The sequence below is a fragment of the Nonomuraea sp. NPDC047897 genome (assembly GCF_043204415.1).
GTDB lineage: Bacteria > Actinomycetota > Actinomycetes > Streptosporangiales > Streptosporangiaceae > Nonomuraea.
The window spans coordinates 340,246-355,442 of the sequence record NZ_JBIDCC010000007.1; the positions used below are offsets into that span (position 1 = coordinate 340,246).

Below are 15,197 nucleotides of genomic sequence, written 5' to 3' on the forward strand. Positions count from 1 at the left end.
GCGCGGCTCCCTCGCGTCGGACCGGCGATTGAGTGGGCATGCGCCCATCAGGGTGGGCGCATGCCCACGATATCGTCCGTGGCTCCTCGTCCTCGCAGCGATGCGCCGGCGCCCGACGCGCGTGATGTCCACCAGGACGGCTGCCCTGTCCTGGGGCGGGCAGGGCACTACACCGACTTGGTCGAGCCGCCGTCGACGACCAGGTCCGTCCCGGTGATGTAGGAGGCGTCGCCGGACACGAGGAACGCGATGGCCGCGGCGACCTCGTCGGCCCGCCCGGGACGTCCCAGGCTGATCCTGCGCTCCGAGCGGACGAACTCGTTCACCGCCTCTTCGCGAGGAAGCCCGAGACGGGCCGAGAGGTTGTCCACGAACCCGCCGGGTTGGTCCCACAGCGGGGTGCGGATGGAGCCCGGCGACACCGAGTTGACCCGCACGCCGTGCGGACCGAACTCCTCCGACAGCGTCTTGGCCAGGGTCACCAGCCCGGCCTTGGTGACGGCGTAGTCCACGAAATAGGGGTCGGGCGTCCGGCCCGTGGTCGACGCGACGAACACCACCGCGCCGCGCCGTGACGCCTGGAGCGCGGGGAGCGCGGCCCGGGTCACCCGGACGGCGCTCATGAGGTTGACGCTCCACGTCGTGGCCCAGTCGTCGTCGGTCGTGCTCACGAACGAGGTGCGCGTGGGGGCGATGCCGACGTTGTTGACGAGGACGTCGAGTCGGCCGAACCGATCCAGAGCGGCGCCGACCAGCGCCGTTCCCGCTTCGGGGGCGGCCAGGTCGACGTCCACGTGGTGCAGTTCGGGCGGCTGGTGGACTGGCCGGGCCAGGTCGCCTGAGACGACACGCGCGCCGTCGGCGATCAGCCGTCGCACCGTGGCCTCCCCGATGCCTGACGACCCTCCGGTCACGACCGCGATCATCCCGCTGAGATCGGTCATCGCGCTCCTCCTCGCTATAGCAGAAATCAACGATCTTCGATGTGCGACATGTCAGCCAGGACATTCCCGGAGCTACCATCGGCGCATGCGCATCCCCAAGCTGCTCGACGGAAGACTCAAACTGCGGCACCTCGTCCTGGTCGACGTCCTGAGCACGCAGGGCACCGTGATCGGCGCCGCCAGAGAGCTGCACGTGACCCAGCCCGTGGTCACCCGCAGCCTCCAGGATCTGGAGCAGGTCCTGGGCGTCGCCCTCTACGAACGGGGTCCACGCGGACTCACCCCCACCGAGTTCGGTGTCGCCTTCACCGCGCACGCGCGCGCCGTGCTCTCACAGCTTTCCCAGGCCGCACGCCATATCGCCGAGATCGCCGAAGCCGAACGCGGGACCGTGGTCGTGGGGACCCACCTCGCGGGATCGAACCTGCTGATCCCCCGGGCGATCGCCGCGCTCAAGGTCGAACGCCCGCTGGTCACCGTGGTCGTCCGCGAGGGTGGCACGGACATGCTGCTGGCCGAGCTGGAATCGGGACGGCTCGACGTCATCGTGGGGCGCCTCACCTCGCCGTCGGACGAAAGGCTGGTGCGCCGCACGCTGTACCAGGAGTCGGTCCGGGTCGTGGTCGGCGCACAGCACCCTCTGGCCCGGCGTCCGGAGGTCCGGCTGGAAGACCTGGCGGGCTATCCGTGGATCCTGCCCGGGGTCGAGACGGTCCTGCGGCGCGAGCTTGAGACGTACTTCCTGGAGAACGGGTTCGAGCTGCCGCCGAACAGGGTCGAGACGACCTCGTTCCTCACCGTGCGGCAGCTCCTCGTCGAGACCCACAACGTCGCGGTGATGCCGGAGCTCATCGCGCGCGAGGATCCGCGGATCTCGACGCTGCCCATCTCCCTGCAGCGCATCGGGCACAGCGTCGGGCTGACGCTGCAGGCCGACCGGAGGCTGAACCCCGCGACGACCGCGTTGATCGACATCTTCCGCCGCACGGCCCGAGACCTCTCCCTGTCGTCCGCCGACCCGACCCCGGCCGCCTGACGTCAGAGACCCAGGAAGGTCTCGGCGTTGCCGCGGAGGATCGCCCGGCGTTCGGCCTCTCCGAGGTGGGGACTCGTGTGCACCACGCGGCCGGCCGGACGCTCGCCCAGCGGATACGGGTAGTCGCTGCCGAGCAGCACGCGGTCGGCGCCGATCGTGTCCACCAGTAACCGCAGCGCCCGGTGGTCGAAGACCACCGAGTCGGTGTAGAAGCGGCCGAGGTAGTGCGACGGCGGATGCTCCGACGTCCCGATGACGTCGTGGCGCTGGTGCCAGGCGTTGTCCATGCGCCCCACCCAGAAGGCGAACGAGCCGCCTCCATGGGCGAAGCAGATCCGCAGCCCGGGATCGATCCGGTCGAACACGCCACCGAGGATCAGCGAGAGGATCGACAGGTGCGTCTCGGAGGGCATCCCCGTCAGCCACTGCGCCATCCACCGGTCGAGCCGCGCCGACTTCGCCATGTCCCACGGATGGACGAACACCGGAACGTCCAGCGAAGCCGCGTGCTGCAGGAACGTCACGATCCCCGCGCTGTCCAGGTCCAGGTCGCCCACGTGGTTGCCGATCTCGACGCCGCGATGGCCGTTCGCGACCGACCGTTCGAGCTCCCGGCAGGCCGCGTCGGGGTCCTGGAGCGGCACCTGGCAGAACGGCAGGAGCCGCTCAGGGGCCGGCGCGCAGATCTCGAGCGCCAGATCGTTGAAGATCGCCGAGATCTTGGCGCCCTGGACGGAGGACTGGCCGTAGGCGAAGAAGACGGGCGTCGGCGAGAGGACCTGGACGTCCACCCCGTCGGCGTCCATCTCGCTGACGCGCACGTCGGCGTCCCAGCAGTTGTCGCGAACGGCGCGGAACTCCTTGGAACCCACCATGATCATCGCCTCGCGTTCCGAGTCGATGCGCAGCCACGGGAAGGGATCGTCCACCGACCCCAGGTCGGGCCAGCCACGGGGAACGTAGTGGGTGTGCACGTCGATGGAGCCACTCATGGTCACGGCCTCAGCCCTTACCGGGGTGCAGGGTGCCGCAGCGGTCACAGGTACGGCCGTCCTCGCTTCGGTAGAACGCCTCGAACACGGGAGGCAGGTCGGCGACGATGTCACGCACCTGAAGCTCCACCTCGTGGACGAGGTTGGCGCAGTCGGGGCAGTACCACTGGAACTTCTCCAGCGTTCCTTCCTCACGGATCCGCTCGATGACCAGCCCGATGGAGCCGTCCTGCGGCCGCTGCGGCGAGTGCGGCACGTTGCCGGGGAGAAGCCACACCTCGCCCTCCCTGATGTGGACGGTCCGCGGCCCGTCGGGCGTCATGAGATCGACGTGCATGTCGCCCTTGATCTGGTAGAACCACTCCTCGTAGGGATCGACGTGGAAGTCGGTGCGCTGGTTCGGGCCGCCCACGACCTGGACGATGAAGTCCGCGCCGACGTGCAGGGCCCGGTTGTTCACCGGCGGCTTCAGCAGGTGCTCGTGCTCACTGATCCACGAGGCGAAGTTGATCGGAGCAGGGAGGATCGGGTTCGTCACGGTCGTTCTCCTTCGTCACGTGCACGTGGGTGCGGGTTCCGGGCGATGACCTGCATCTCGATCAGCAGGTGCGGGTGGGGTAGCTGATGGACCGCGACCGTCGTCCGCGTCGGCCCGTTCTCGTCGAAGAACTCGGCGTAGACCTCGTTGTACCCGCCGAAGTCGTTCATGGACGTGAGGTAGGTGGTCACCTGCAGCACGTCCGACAGGGTCGCCCCGACGTCGTGGAGGATGCGCTCGATGTTCTCCACGACGGCGCGGGTCTGCGCGCGTATGTCGAGGCGGGTGGTGCCGAGTTCGTCGACCTCGACGCCGGCGAAGGTGTTGTCGGGTCGCCGCGAGCTGGTCCCGGACACGAACACCAGGTCGCCGGCGACCTTCACGTGCGGGAACCTGCCACGGGGACGCGCGAGCCCGACGATGGTGCGGCTGCCGTCGTGCCCGTCCGTCATGACGTCTCACCTCCGCTCCGGCCCCGGGTCACTCTCACGGACGCCCGGCCCAGCTCGGCCACTTGCGAGGTGACGAAGCCCTCGGTGAGCGGAACGGCCGCGGTGGCCGCGCCGGCGAGGACGACGTCGCCCGCGCGCACCGGGATGGCGTGGCGCCGGCAGATTTCCGTGAGCAGCCGCAGACCGCGGATCGGATCTCCGAGGATGGCTCCCGTGGTCCCGACCGAGACGGTCCGGGGCCCGATCGTCATCCGCACGGCCAGGTTTTCGAGCGGCCGGACGGGAGCCCACGGCCCGATGACGAACGCCGCCGCTGACGTGTTGTCGGCGATCACGTCCGCGTACGAGAACCGGAAGTCCCGGTAACGCGAGTCGATGATCTCCAAGGCCGCGGCCACGGCGTCCACCGCGGTCGCGAGGGAGGCCCGCGGGTCGTCCAGGTCGACGTCCCGGGCGATTCTGAAGGCCACTTCGGGTTCGACCCTCGGCTGGATCAGCCCGTCGAGGCTGAGCTCGCCGCCGTCGGGGACGTCCATCGCGTCGGTGAGCTGCCCGACGATGACATCGTGGACGCCCATCTGGCGCATCTTCGCCCGGCTGGTGAAGCCGAGCTTGAGACCGATCGGCTGTTCCCCTCGCGAGTGGCGGCGTGACACCAGGTGCCGCTGGACCCGGTACGCGCTCGGGACGTCCCAGTCCTCGCCCGCCGACCGGCCGACGACCGCGCGCGCCGACGTCTGGGCGTCGTCCAGCTCCCGGGCGAGCTCCACGACCTCACTGTCCGTCAGGCTCATCGGCTCTCCCCCCGCCCGGCCTCGACCAGGTCGAGTGCGACGTCCGCGATCATGTCCTCCTGGCCGCCGACGAGCCGGCGGCGGCCCGCCTCCATCAAGATGGCGCGCGTGTCGAGGCCGTACTTCTCGGCCGCGCGCCCGGCATGGAGCAGGAAGCTGGAGTAGACCCCCGCGTATCCCAGGGTCAGCGTCTCGCGGTCCACCCTGACGGGATGCCGCCGAAGCGGGCGGACGATGTCATCGGCCGCGTCCTGGAGAGCGAAGAGGTCGCATCCGTGCTCCCAGCCCAGCAGGTCGGCCACGGCCACGAAGGGCTCCGCCGGACAGTTGCCCGCGCCCGCGCCCTGTCCGGCCAGCGCCACGTCGACGCGCACCGCTCCGTGTTCGACGGCGGTCACGCTGTTCGCCACCGACAGCGAGAGGTTCTCGTGCGCGTGGATCCCGATCTCGGTCCGCGCGTCCAGCACGTCGCGGTAGGCGTCGACCCGCGCCGCGACGTCACGGCCGGTCAGGCGGCCGCCCGAGTCCGTGACGTAGACGCAGTTGGCGCCGTACGACTCCATGAGCGCGGCCTGCGCCGCGAGCGGCGCGGGCTCCAGCATGTGGCTGAGCATGAGGAACCCGGAGACGTCCATGTCGTGGGACCGTGCCCAGTCGATGTGCTGGGCCGCGATGTCGGCCTCGGTGCAGTGCGTGGCGATCCTGACGCTGGTGACTCCGTGCCGGTGCGCCCGCTCCAGGTCCTTGATCGTGCCGATCCCGGGGATGAGCAGCGTGGTCAGTCTGGCGCGTCGCAGCACCTCGGCCGCCGCCTCGATCCATTCCAGGTCGGAGTGCGCGCCGAAGCCGTAGTTGGCGCTCGAACCGCCGAGGCCGTCACCGTGCGCCACCTCGATGGCGTCCACCCCGGCCGCGTCGACGGCCGTCGCGATCCGGCGCACCTGTTCGGTCGTGTACGCGTGCCCCATCGCGTGCATGCCGTCTCGCAGCGTCACGTCCTGGATGTAGAGCTTCACAGCGCGGCCCCCTCACGGAGTTCCAGGATCCGCTCGGCCGTCCGCAGGGCGGCCGAGGTCATGATGTCGAGGTTGCCGGCGTACTCCGGCAGATAGTGGCCGGCCCCGGACACCTCAAGGAAGACCGAGACCTTGGTCCCGGTGAACGCGCGGCCCAGCGCGGGGATGTGGACGCCCGTCAGCCGGTCGAACTGGACGGCCTGCTTGAGCCGGTATCCGGGGACGTACTCCTGAACCCGGGCCACCATGTCCCCGACCGACCGCGCCACCGCGTTCCGGTCGAGCTCGGCCCCGTCCTCCACCAGGCAGTAGACCGTGTCCCGCATGATGATGGGGGGATCGGCCGGGTTGAGAATGATGATCGCCTTGCCGACCTCGGCCCCGCCGACGGACTCGATCGCGCGGCGGGTCGTCTCGGTGAACTCGTCGATGTTGGCGCGGGTCCCCGGCCCGGCGGAACGCGACGCGATCGAGGCGACGATCTCGGCGTACGCCACCGGGGCCACCCGCTTGACGGCCGCGACGATGGGGATGGTCGCCTGCCCGCCGCATGTCACCATGTTCACGTTGTCGACGAAGTGCATCTCGTCCAGGTTGACCGTCGGCACGGCGTAGGGCCCCAGGGCCGCGGGCGTCAGGTCGATCATGAGTTTGCCGTGCCGGCGCGCGAACGCGGCATGCCGCTCGTGCGCCCCGGCGGACGTCGCGTCGAACATCACCGCCGCGTCGTGGAACTGGGGCAGGTCGGCCAGGCCGTCGACGCCGTCCGCCGTCGTCGCCACACCACGCCGGCGGGCCCGGGCCAGACCATCGGAGTCGGGGTCGATGCCGACCATGGCCGCCATGGAGAGCCGCTTCGACAGCCGCTCGATCTTGAACATCAGGTCCGTCCCGATGTTGCCGGAGCCGATGACGACGGCCCCCGCCTTCCGGTCCGCGGCCATTACCTCTCCCGCTCTACGAAGGTGACCTCGACCTGGCCGAGCCCGGACAGCCGGGCCGTGAAACGCCCGGTGCCCGCGACATCGACCATCGGCCCGAGCGCACCGGTCATGATGACGTCGCCGGCGCGCGGCGGCCGGCCGCGCCGGACGAGTTCGCGAGCTATCCAGGTGGCCGCGACGAGCGGCGACCCCATGCACGCCGCGCCGGAGCCGAAGGACACGTCCTCGCCGTCCTTCTCCAGGACCATGCTGACGTCCGCCAGCTCCAGTCGGTCGAGGGACCGCGGGGTCGTGCCGAGCACCACCGCGCCGCTGGAGGCGTTGTCGGCGATCGTGTCGCTGATCGTGATGTCCCAGTCGGCGATCCGCGAGTCCACGACCTCGATGGCCGGCAGGACGAAGCCGGTCGCCCGGATGACGTCCGCCACCGACGGCCGGGGGATGTCGATGTCGGTCTCCAGGACGAACGCGATCTCGGCCTCGACCCGGGGCTGCAGGTAGGCGCCGCGGTCCAGCTCGCTGCTGTGGGCATGCAGCATGTCGTCGAACACGAGCCCGAAGTCGGGTTCGAAGACGCCGAACTGCTCCTGCACCGACCTCGTGGTGAGGCCGATCTTGTAGCCCGCGACCCGGGATCCGGCCCGCTCGCGCACGGCGGCGACGGCCTCCTGGACGGCGTATGCCTGGTCGAGGTCGCGGGCGCCGATCAGATCCCGTACCGGAGCGCACGGAACACCGTCTCTCGCGGCGGTGAGCAGCCGCTCAGCCGCGGCCGTGATGGTAGTCGTCATAGTTGCACGCACACATTCGTCGGTTCGGTGTAGAAGTGGAGCGAGTCCTCGCCGCCTTCGCGGCCGATCCCCGACAGGCCCATGCCGCCGAACGGGGAGCGCAGGTCCCGCAGGAACCAGGTGTTGACCCAGGACATGCCGACCCGCATCGCCTGGGCCACGCGGTGGCCGCGGGTCAGGTCCGAGGTCCACACGGACGACGCGAGGCCGTACTCGGTGTCGTTCGCCAGAGCGATCGCCTCGTCCTCGGTGTCGAACGGGATCAGGCCGGCCACCGGGCCGAACACCTCTTCCCTCATGGGCCGGTCCTTCTGGTCCAGGCCGACCCAGATCGTGGGTTCGATCCACGAACCACCGTCCAGTGCCGGTGCCATCGACGGGATGCCGCCGCCGACGACGGCCGTCGCCCCCGCCTCCCAGGCCAGACCGTAGTAGGCGAGGACCTTGTCGCGGTGGGCCCGGGAGATGAGCGGGCCCGTCGTCGTCGTCTCGCTGAACGGGTCGCCCAGGGTCAGCGACCTGGCCCGGGCGGCGAGGCCGTTGACGACGTCGTCGAAGATCGGGCGCTGGACGTAGACGCGTTCGGTGCACAGGCACACCTGGCCGGTGTTCGAGAAGACCGACCGCCTGAGCCCGTCGAGCGTCGTGTCCAGATCGGCGTCGGCGAACACGACGGCGGCGTTCTTGCCGCCGAGTTCGAAGGACACGGGCCGGACCCGTCCGGCGACGGTCCGCATCACCTGCGAGCCGGTCGCGGTGGAGCCCGTGAACGTCACGCCGTCGATGCCGGGGTGCGTGGTGAGGAACTCGCCCGCCGATCCTCCGCCGAATCCGTGGACCACGTTGTAGACGCCGGCCGGCAGACCCACCTCGCGCAGCACCTCGGCCAGCAGCGCCGCCGTCGACGGCGTCTCCTCGCTCGGCTTGACCACCACGGCGTTGCCGCAGGCGAGCGCGGGTGCGACCTTCCAGGTCAGCAGCAACAGCGGAAGGTTCCACGGGACCACGACCGCGACGACCCCCAGCGGCTTGCGGACCGCGTAGTTGAGCGCCCGGCGGCCGTCGCTCAGTTCGGTGAGGAACGACGGTTGCCCGGCCGCTCCCACGACGTCGGCGAAGGTCCGGAAGTTGGTGACGGCGCGCGCCACGTCGACGTCGCGAGCGTGCGTCACCGGTTTGCCGGTGTCGCGGACCTCGGCCGCGACGAACTCCTCGAAGCGCTCCTCGATCCGGTCGGCCGCGCGCCGCAGCAGGGCCGTGCGCTCGTTCACCGTCCACGAGGACCATGGGCCGGCGAGCGCCGCACGTGCCGACCGCACGGCGCGGTCCACCAGCGAGGCGTCGGCCTCGTGCACGCGCCCGGCCACCTCGCCGGTCGCGGGATCGATGTTGTCGAAGAGCGATCCGGCGTCGGGCTCGGCGAACTCGCCGCCGACGAAGTTGTGGACGATGCCCTCTGCGAACGCTGTGGTCATGCTCATATGCTCACCGCCCGCAGCCATGCTCCACAAATAGGTCTTGCGGCCTCCGCCATGTCCATACGGGCATGCATCAGGTGTCACGTCCCAGCGTCCCGAGGTACAGTTCGACGACCTTGGGGTCGTGCATGAGGTCCCGGCCCGTCGCCGTGATGGCGTTGGCGCCCTGGTCCAGCACGTATCCCCGGTCACAGATCTCCAGGCACCGCCGCGCGTTCTGCTCGACGATCACGACACTCACCCCGGCCCGGTTGACGTTCCTGGTCTGGACGAACACCTCGTCCTGCATGTGCGGCGAGAGGCCGGCGGACGGCTCGTCGAGCAGCAGGACCGAGGGGTTCATCATGAGCGCGCGACCCATCGCCACCATCTGCCGTTCTCCGCCGGACAGCGAACCGGCCGGCCGGTGCCGCTTGTCGAGGAGCGACGGGAACAGGTCGCCGACGACCCGCAGCCGGTCGGCGAACGTCGCGGGCGCCTGGTAGCAGCCCATCTGGAGGTTCTCCTCGACGGAAAGGCTGGTGAAGACGTTGTCGGTCTGCGGGACGAAGCCGATGCCGCGCGCCACGAGCGAGTCCGCGCGCTCGTTGGTGATGTCCTCGCCGCGCAGGCGGATCGTCCCGCCGCGGATCGGCACCAGCCCGAACAGCGCCTTGAGCAGGGTCGACTTCCCGGCCCCGTTGGGCCCGATGATGCCGACCACCTCCCCCTCACCGCACCGGAGACCGGCCTTCCTGAGGATGTCGACGCCCGGCACGTAGCCGGCCACGAGGTCTTCGGCGACCAGCAGCTCGTGTGTCGTGCTCATCGGCCGTCACTCCCGCCGCCCGGCGCCACGGAGGTCTCCTCCAGGTCGTCGCCGAAGCGCTCACCCAGATAGGCGCTCACCACCCGCTCGTCCTGCGTGACCTCCCGCGCGGTGCCCTCGGCGATCACCCTGCCCTGGGCCATGACGACCACGTGGTCCGATATCTCGTGCACCATGTCCATGTCGTGCTCGACGAACAGCACGGTCACCCCGTCGTCACGCAGGGACACGATGTGCCCGAGCAGAGACTGCTTCAGCGCCGGGTTCACCCCGGCCATGGGTTCGTCGAGCATCACCATCCGCGGCTCCACCATGAGCGCGCGGGCCATCTCCAGCAGCTTCCGCTGCCCGCCGGACAGGGCGCCGGCCGGTTCGTCGCGCTTGTCGTCCAGGAGGAACCGCGCCAGCAGCGCGCGCGCACGGGAGGTGTTCTCCTTCTCGGCTCTCCGCCACGCCAGGCCGAAGGGGGCCGCCCACAGCCGCTCGCCGAGCTGCCCCGATGCGGCGATGCGCATGTTCTCCAGCACGGTCAGCCGGCTGAGGACCCTCGTCAACTGGAACGTGCGGACCATGCCCATGCGCGCCACCTTGTGCGCGGGCACCCCCGCCAGAGGCTGACCGTCGAACGTCCACCGGCCGGCGTCGGGACGGTCGAAGCCGGTCAGCAGGTTGAACAGCGTGGACTTGCCGGCCCCGTTCGGGCCGATCAGCGCGGTGATCTCACCTCGGCGGACGGCGAGGTGGTCCACGTCGACGGCGGTGAACCCGCCGAACCGTCGTGCCACGTTCTCCGCCCGGAGGATCACGGCCGGATCGGGACCGGACCGGCCGAGGGAAGGGACGCGTTCAGGCATGGAGCGCCATCTCCTTACGATCTCCGAAGATTCCTTGCGGCCGATAGATCATCAACAGCACCAGGGCGACTCCCACGAGGACGAACCGGACCGTGCCGATCTGGTCACCCGTCATGAGCCAGGCGGGGATGGCGGGGTCCTGCCCCGCGGTGAGAGCACCCAGGACGCCGCCGACCAGCGAGAGGAAGGCCCAGAAGACGACCGCGCCCACGACCGGGCCCATGATCCGGGCCGCGCCGCCGAGGACGAGCATGGTGCACACGATGAACGTCAGGTCGAAGCTGAAGTTGTCCGGTTGGACGGAGTTCTGGCCCAGCGCCACGACGAACCCGCCCAAGGCGCCGATGAGACCGCCGATCACCAGGGCCTGCATCTTGAAGGCGTAGACGTTCTTGCCCAGGCTGCGGACCGCTTCCTCGTCCTCGCGGATCGCCTTGAGCACCCGGCCCCACGGCCCGCGCATGATCGACCAGACGACGACACTGACGAACACGACGAGTCCCCAGCCCACCGTCATGACCCACAGGTCGGCCGGCCGGAAACCGAGGAACGGCTGGTCGAACGGATTGGCCGACTGGAAGCCCGCCGAGAAGCCGGAGATCCCGTCACGGCCGTGGAAGACGTCCTGGAACGCCGCGCCGAAGAAGAGCCGCAGGACCTCCGCGGCGGCGATGGTCGCGATGGCCAGGTAGTCCGCGCGCAGCCGCAGGGTGGGCAGGCCGAGGACCAGCCCCAGCGCGATGCTGCACAGCAGGCCGAGACCGATCGCGACGAAGAACGGGAGCCCGAGGGAGACGGAGCCGACCGCGAACCCGTACGCGCCGACGGCGAGGAACCCGGCCTGCCCGAAGTTGATCAGCCCCGCGTATCCGAACTGCACGTTGAGCCCGATGGCGGCGAGGCAGAAGTACGCCGCGTCCACGGAGAAGCCGGCCCGGAGGGCACTCATCAGGATGTCCATGTCATTCCTCTCGATCAACCGATGCGCTGCGCGCGCCCGAGGAGTCCTTGCGGCCGGACGAGGAGCACGCCGACGAGCAGGAACAGTGCGGCGGCCATCTTGAGCTCGGAGGGGATGATCAGGGTCGACATCTCGATCAGGGTGCCCACGAGCAGGCTGCCGAGGACGGCTCCCCACACGGATCCGAGACCGCCCACCGTGATGGCGGCGAACATCACCAGGAGCTGGAGGGCGCCGAGGTCGAACTTCACGGCCTGGCTGAAGCCGAGGAGCAGTCCGCACGTCGCGGCGAGCAGCGCGCCCAGGGACCAGACGGTCGTGATGACCCGGTTGACGTTGATGCCCGTCGTCGCCGCGAGCGCGGCGTTGTCGGCCACCGCGCGGGTGGCCCGCCCGAGCCGGGTCCGTTTGAGCGCGATCGTCACGCCGAGTACCAGCACCAGCGCGATCGCCATGCAGACCAGGTCGCGGACGGAGTATGTGATCGGGCCGAACTGGCGCCCTTCCGGCGTCGTGTACTGGCGGTATGTCTCGGTCCGTCCGCCGGTGAAGAACTGGTAGACGTTGCGGAGGATGAACTGGACGCCGATAGAGATGATCATCATCGCGAGCACGCTGGTGCCGCGGCGCCGGATCGGCCGCCAGAAGAGCCGGTCCTGCGCGAACCCGAACACCCCGGCCAGGCCCACCGCGACGAGCCCGGCCAGCCAGATGTCGATCCCCAGAACGTTGAGGGCGTACGTCACGAGTGCGCCGAACGTCACCATCTCGCCGTGCGCGAAGTTCGTCAGCCGGGTGGTGCCGAAGATCAGCGACAGTCCGAGCGCGCCGAGCGAGATGATCAGACCGAAGTAGAGACCGTTGAACAGGCTCTGCGGGATCTGGTCGGCCCAGCTCGTCGTCCGGCGGTCGCCCTGGCCCAGGACGAAGGTGACCGTCAGCGGAAGCGTCCCCGAGACCGTCCTGGTGATCGGATTGCGCCCGCCCTCGCGCAGGGCCACGCCCTCCGGGAGCGATCGCTCGTCGAGCTCGATCGAGAGGGGCCCAACCCTGAACGGCACCTCCACGGAGAAGACGCCGTCCGGCCGGCTGACGGCGGAGTACTCGGCGCCCGACGCGTCGGTCACCGTCACCCGGCCGCCGCCGACCGGCGCCGATCCCGTGTCGTCACGGTGGACCAGCTTGCCGGTGACCTTCACGACCTCGGGGTCGTCGCCGCGGGCCGTGAGCGCGGCCGTGCCGACGACGGAAGCCGCCGCGACCGCGGTGGAACCGGCGCCGAAGAGAGCCGCGACAAGCAGGACAAGGCAGAGAGCAGGACGCAACCGCACGGGAACTCCAAGTGCTGATGAGAGAGGGATTCCGGGGCCGCGCGCCGGGATCTCGTCCGGCGCGCGGCACCGCGGGTCGTGCTACCGACCCATCCAGAGACCGGCCTTGATCAGCTCAGGCACGATCTTCTTGGTCTCGTCGAACCCGACGAGTGCGATGGCATCCGGATCCGCCGCCTTGATCGCGTTCACCTCGGCGGTGAACCCGCCCGAGTCCGGGGCGTAGAAGCGGGTGGCGACGACGTTTCCGCCCGACTCCTCGAACGTCGCCTTGATGCCCGCCGCGAGACCCTGCCCCCACGCGTCCTGCCGGACGAGGATCGCGATGTCGGTGTAGCCGTCGTTCGAGATCGTGTTGGCCAGGACGCCGCCCTGCAACGCGTCCGACTGCATCAGGCGGAAGAAGAGCCCCTTGTCGGGGAAGGTGTCGAACTCCGGGGACGTCACCGAGGGCGAGATGTTGAGGGCTCCCGCGTTCACGATCTTGTCGAGGACGCTCAGGGAGACGCTCGACGAGGCCGTGCCGACGATGACGTCCACGTCCTGGTCGAGGAGCTTGTCGGTCTCCTGGGGCGCGATGTTCGGCGTTCCGTCCCCGGAGTCGCCGGCGACCAGCTTGACGTTCTCGCCGAGAACCCCGCCATGGTCGTTCAGCTCGGCGACGGCCACCTTGACCCCGGCCGACATCGGTGGGCCGAGATAGGACAGATCGCCGGTCTGCGGCAGGAGGGAGCCGAACACCAGCCGGCCGTCACCGGGGGCGCCCGCTCCGCTGATCTCCTGTGCGGGGAGGGGGTCGGGGTCGGCGGACGCCTTGCCCGTCTCGTAACCGGCCGCCTGGTAGGTGTTGTCCTTCCCGTACTGGAAGATGCCGACGGAGGCGGCCGACGGGCTGCCGGTCCTGTTGAGGTCGATCGGACCGCTCAGCCCGTCGTAGTCGATCTCGGTCCCGTCCTTCAGCAGCTTCGCGCAGTCCGCGAAGCTGGTGCACTTCTCGCCCGGCGCGTTCGAGACATCCCGCATCTTGGCGGCGATCAGTTTCGCCCCGTCGCTCTTCGCGGCCTCCGCCGCGAGAGCTGTCAGGATCACCGAGTCGTACGACTCCACCGCATAGGCGAAGTCCTTCAGGCCGGGGTCGACGGCCAGCAGCCGCTTGCGGAACTCGTCGGTCGACTTGCCGCCCGGGATGACGCCCTTCACGCCGTCGAACGTGCCGGCTCTGAACTCGTCGCCGTACTGGGTCGTGTTACCGTCGACCAGATAGATCTGTGTCTTCTTCGCGGGCTCGTCCGCGGTCTTCTGATCGCTGGAGTCGGAACATCCGGTGAGGATCAGGGATGTCGCGACGGCGGCCGCCAGGCCTGTCAGTCTTCGATTCATGTGGTGCTCCAGATCAGCTGCGTCGCCCTGTCCCCCCAGCTGGCAAGACGCTCGGTACAGGTCGAGGATGCGCCTGGCGCCGCATGTCCGTCTAATGCGTGTTCGCTGCCGCGATATGCCCAGGTAGACATGTCGTGGCTGGATTCACCCCCGGGTCTCGGCGGGGCGGGAGGCGAACTTCTGCCGCCGCGGGCGCATCTACCCACGCATGAGAGATCTACAGCGAGTGCTGTCCCTGTCCGCGCTGGCCCTCGTGACCGCCGCGACCCTGGCCGCGCCGCCCGCCCACGCGACGCCCGCCCACGCGACGCCCACCCACGCGACGCCCACCCACGCCGCGCCCGCCCATGCGGCGTCCGCCGCCGGCCACGCCGGTTGCCCGAGCCCCGACGGCACCGATGTCAAGCGGTCCACGGCCGGCCAGACGGACCGTCCACCGAGGGACGGCGACGCCGCCCTCAAAGGTGTCCGCGTCGACCACCTCCCCAACGGCTTCTCCTACGGGCACGTCACGGTGGACGCGCACGACGGCGTGAGCGAGTACAGCTACCGCTGGTCGGACAACCGAGACGACGTCGATCGCAAGCACCGGAGCCTGTGGGTGCGCGTCGTCTGCTGGCCCGACGCCCACCGGCTCACGCACCTGCGTAAGGCGCCCCTCGTAGAGGGCGCGTTCTCCGGCGATGAGCGGACCGTGAAGATCGGTGGCCGCCAGGTCCTCGCCCGGACGGGCGACGGAGCACTCGGGCACGGCCGGTATCTCGGCTGGGTCGAGCGGAAGGGCACCGTGATCACCGTGATGGCGAGCCAGCCGCTCGTCCCCGAACTCGACAAGATCATCAAGGGCATCCGGCTGCCCCGGTCCTGAGCCGGCCGCG

The 15,197-nt window shown here is 69.8% G+C and carries 16 protein-coding genes; 2 read left to right on the forward strand and 14 right to left on the reverse strand.

The annotated features are described in order from the left end of the window. Window positions 1–167: 167 nt before the first annotated feature. A complete protein-coding gene (locus ACGF0J_RS18430) occupies window positions 168–944 on the reverse strand; it encodes an SDR family NAD(P)-dependent oxidoreductase (protein ID WP_393147177.1) in 777 nt (258 codons plus the stop codon). An 85-nt stretch (window positions 945–1,029) separates the two neighbouring features. Here ACGF0J_RS18430 and ACGF0J_RS18435 point away from each other — a divergent pair, with 85 nt between their 5' ends. Next, window positions 1,030–1,980 carry a LysR substrate-binding domain-containing protein gene (locus tag ACGF0J_RS18435; RefSeq protein ID WP_393147179.1) on the forward strand — a complete coding sequence of 317 codons (951 nt, stop codon included), beginning with the start codon at window positions 1,030–1,032 and terminating at the stop codon, window positions 1,978–1,980. A 2-nt stretch (window positions 1,981–1,982) separates the two neighbouring features. Here ACGF0J_RS18435 and ACGF0J_RS18440 read toward each other — a convergent pair whose 3' ends face one another. The 13 genes from ACGF0J_RS18440 to ACGF0J_RS18500 all read right to left on the reverse strand — a co-directional run bounded on the left by ACGF0J_RS18440 (window position 1,983) and on the right by ACGF0J_RS18500 (window position 14,319). Continuing rightward, complete coding sequence (locus ACGF0J_RS18440; protein WP_393147181.1) at window positions 1,983–2,972, reverse strand: amidohydrolase family protein; 990 nt, start codon at window positions 2,970–2,972, stop codon at window positions 1,983–1,985. A 10-nt stretch (window positions 2,973–2,982) separates the two neighbouring features. Then, window positions 2,983–3,510, reverse strand: coding sequence for a 3-hydroxyanthranilate 3,4-dioxygenase (locus ACGF0J_RS18445; RefSeq protein WP_393147183.1), 528 nt, complete (start codon window positions 3,508–3,510; stop codon window positions 2,983–2,985). After that, window positions 3,507–3,962 (reverse strand): RidA family protein, encoded by a 456-nt coding sequence (locus ACGF0J_RS18450; RefSeq protein WP_393147185.1) that lies wholly within the window; start codon window positions 3,960–3,962, stop codon window positions 3,507–3,509. The genes ACGF0J_RS18445 and ACGF0J_RS18450 overlap by 4 nt, the downstream gene beginning before the upstream one ends. After that, window positions 3,959–4,756, reverse strand: a complete 798-nt coding sequence (locus tag ACGF0J_RS18455; protein WP_393147187.1) for a 2-keto-4-pentenoate hydratase — start codon at window positions 4,754–4,756, stop codon at window positions 3,959–3,961. The genes ACGF0J_RS18450 and ACGF0J_RS18455 overlap by 4 nt, the downstream gene beginning before the upstream one ends. Next, on the reverse strand, window positions 4,753–5,772 hold the full coding sequence (gene dmpG / locus ACGF0J_RS18460; protein WP_393147189.1) for a 4-hydroxy-2-oxovalerate aldolase: 1,020 nt from the start codon (window positions 5,770–5,772) through the stop codon (window positions 4,753–4,755). The genes ACGF0J_RS18455 and dmpG overlap by 4 nt, the downstream gene beginning before the upstream one ends. After that, entirely contained in the window at window positions 5,769–6,716 is a 948-nt protein-coding gene (locus ACGF0J_RS18465) for an acetaldehyde dehydrogenase (acetylating) (RefSeq protein WP_393147191.1), read from the reverse strand. Before ACGF0J_RS18465 ends, dmpG begins: the two co-directional genes overlap by 4 nt. Then, window positions 6,716–7,507 (reverse strand): 2-keto-4-pentenoate hydratase, encoded by a 792-nt coding sequence (locus ACGF0J_RS18470; protein ID WP_393147193.1) that lies wholly within the window; start codon window positions 7,505–7,507, stop codon window positions 6,716–6,718. Before ACGF0J_RS18470 ends, ACGF0J_RS18465 begins: the two co-directional genes overlap by 1 nt. Next, a complete protein-coding gene (locus tag ACGF0J_RS18475) occupies window positions 7,504–8,982 on the reverse strand; it encodes a 2-hydroxymuconic semialdehyde dehydrogenase (RefSeq protein ID WP_393147195.1) in 1,479 nt (492 codons plus the stop codon). Before ACGF0J_RS18475 ends, ACGF0J_RS18470 begins: the two co-directional genes overlap by 4 nt. A gap of 76 nt (window positions 8,983–9,058) precedes the next feature. Further along, a complete protein-coding gene (locus ACGF0J_RS18480; RefSeq protein WP_393147197.1) occupies window positions 9,059–9,793 on the reverse strand; it encodes an ABC transporter ATP-binding protein in 735 nt (244 codons plus the stop codon). Next, window positions 9,790–10,647, reverse strand: coding sequence for an ABC transporter ATP-binding protein (locus tag ACGF0J_RS18485; RefSeq protein ID WP_393147199.1), 858 nt, complete (start codon window positions 10,645–10,647; stop codon window positions 9,790–9,792). Before ACGF0J_RS18485 ends, ACGF0J_RS18480 begins: the two co-directional genes overlap by 4 nt. Beyond that, window positions 10,640–11,596, reverse strand: coding sequence for a branched-chain amino acid ABC transporter permease (locus tag ACGF0J_RS18490; protein WP_393147201.1), 957 nt, complete (start codon window positions 11,594–11,596; stop codon window positions 10,640–10,642). The genes ACGF0J_RS18485 and ACGF0J_RS18490 overlap by 8 nt, the downstream gene beginning before the upstream one ends. A gap of 26 nt (window positions 11,597–11,622) precedes the next feature. Beyond that, entirely contained in the window at window positions 11,623–12,939 is a 1,317-nt protein-coding gene (locus ACGF0J_RS18495) for a branched-chain amino acid ABC transporter permease (protein WP_393147203.1), read from the reverse strand. Window positions 12,940–13,020: 81 nt separating this feature from the next. Further along, on the reverse strand, window positions 13,021–14,319 hold the full coding sequence (locus ACGF0J_RS18500) for an ABC transporter substrate-binding protein (RefSeq protein WP_393147205.1): 1,299 nt from the start codon (window positions 14,317–14,319) through the stop codon (window positions 13,021–13,023). A gap of 208 nt (window positions 14,320–14,527) precedes the next feature. Here ACGF0J_RS18500 and ACGF0J_RS18505 point away from each other — a divergent pair, with 208 nt between their 5' ends. After that, on the forward strand, window positions 14,528–15,187 hold the full coding sequence (locus ACGF0J_RS18505) for a hypothetical protein (RefSeq protein WP_393147207.1): 660 nt from the start codon (window positions 14,528–14,530) through the stop codon (window positions 15,185–15,187). Window positions 15,188–15,197: the final 10 nt, after the last annotated feature.

Coding starts and splice junctions, on each gene's coding strand:
- ACGF0J_RS18485 (WP_393147199.1), bottom strand. CDS start 10,647: ATGCCTGAACGCGTCCCTTCCCTCGGCCGGTCCGGTCCCGATCCGGCC.
- ACGF0J_RS18505 (WP_393147207.1), top strand. CDS start 14,528: ATGAGAGATCTACAGCGAGTGCTGTCCCTGTCCGCGCTGGCCCTCGTG.
- ACGF0J_RS18455 (WP_393147187.1), bottom strand. CDS start 4,756: ATGAGCCTGACGGACAGTGAGGTCGTGGAGCTCGCCCGGGAGCTGGAC.
- ACGF0J_RS18475 (WP_393147195.1), bottom strand. CDS start 8,982: ATGACCACAGCGTTCGCAGAGGGCATCGTCCACAACTTCGTCGGCGGC.
- ACGF0J_RS18465 (WP_393147191.1), bottom strand. CDS start 6,716: ATGGCCGCGGACCGGAAGGCGGGGGCCGTCGTCATCGGCTCCGGCAAC.
- ACGF0J_RS18480 (WP_393147197.1), bottom strand. CDS start 9,793: ATGAGCACGACACACGAGCTGCTGGTCGCCGAAGACCTCGTGGCCGGC.
- ACGF0J_RS18500 (WP_393147205.1), bottom strand. CDS start 14,319: ATGAATCGAAGACTGACAGGCCTGGCGGCCGCCGTCGCGACATCCCTG.
- ACGF0J_RS18450 (WP_393147185.1), bottom strand. CDS start 3,962: ATGACGGACGGGCACGACGGCAGCCGCACCATCGTCGGGCTCGCGCGT.
- ACGF0J_RS18490 (WP_393147201.1), bottom strand. CDS start 11,596: ATGAGTGCCCTCCGGGCCGGCTTCTCCGTGGACGCGGCGTACTTCTGC.
- ACGF0J_RS18430 (WP_393147177.1), bottom strand. CDS start 944: ATGACCGATCTCAGCGGGATGATCGCGGTCGTGACCGGAGGGTCGTCA.
- ACGF0J_RS18470 (WP_393147193.1), bottom strand. CDS start 7,507: ATGACGACTACCATCACGGCCGCGGCTGAGCGGCTGCTCACCGCCGCG.
- ACGF0J_RS18435 (WP_393147179.1), top strand. CDS start 1,030: ATGCGCATCCCCAAGCTGCTCGACGGAAGACTCAAACTGCGGCACCTC.
- ACGF0J_RS18440 (WP_393147181.1), bottom strand. CDS start 2,972: ATGAGTGGCTCCATCGACGTGCACACCCACTACGTTCCCCGTGGCTGG.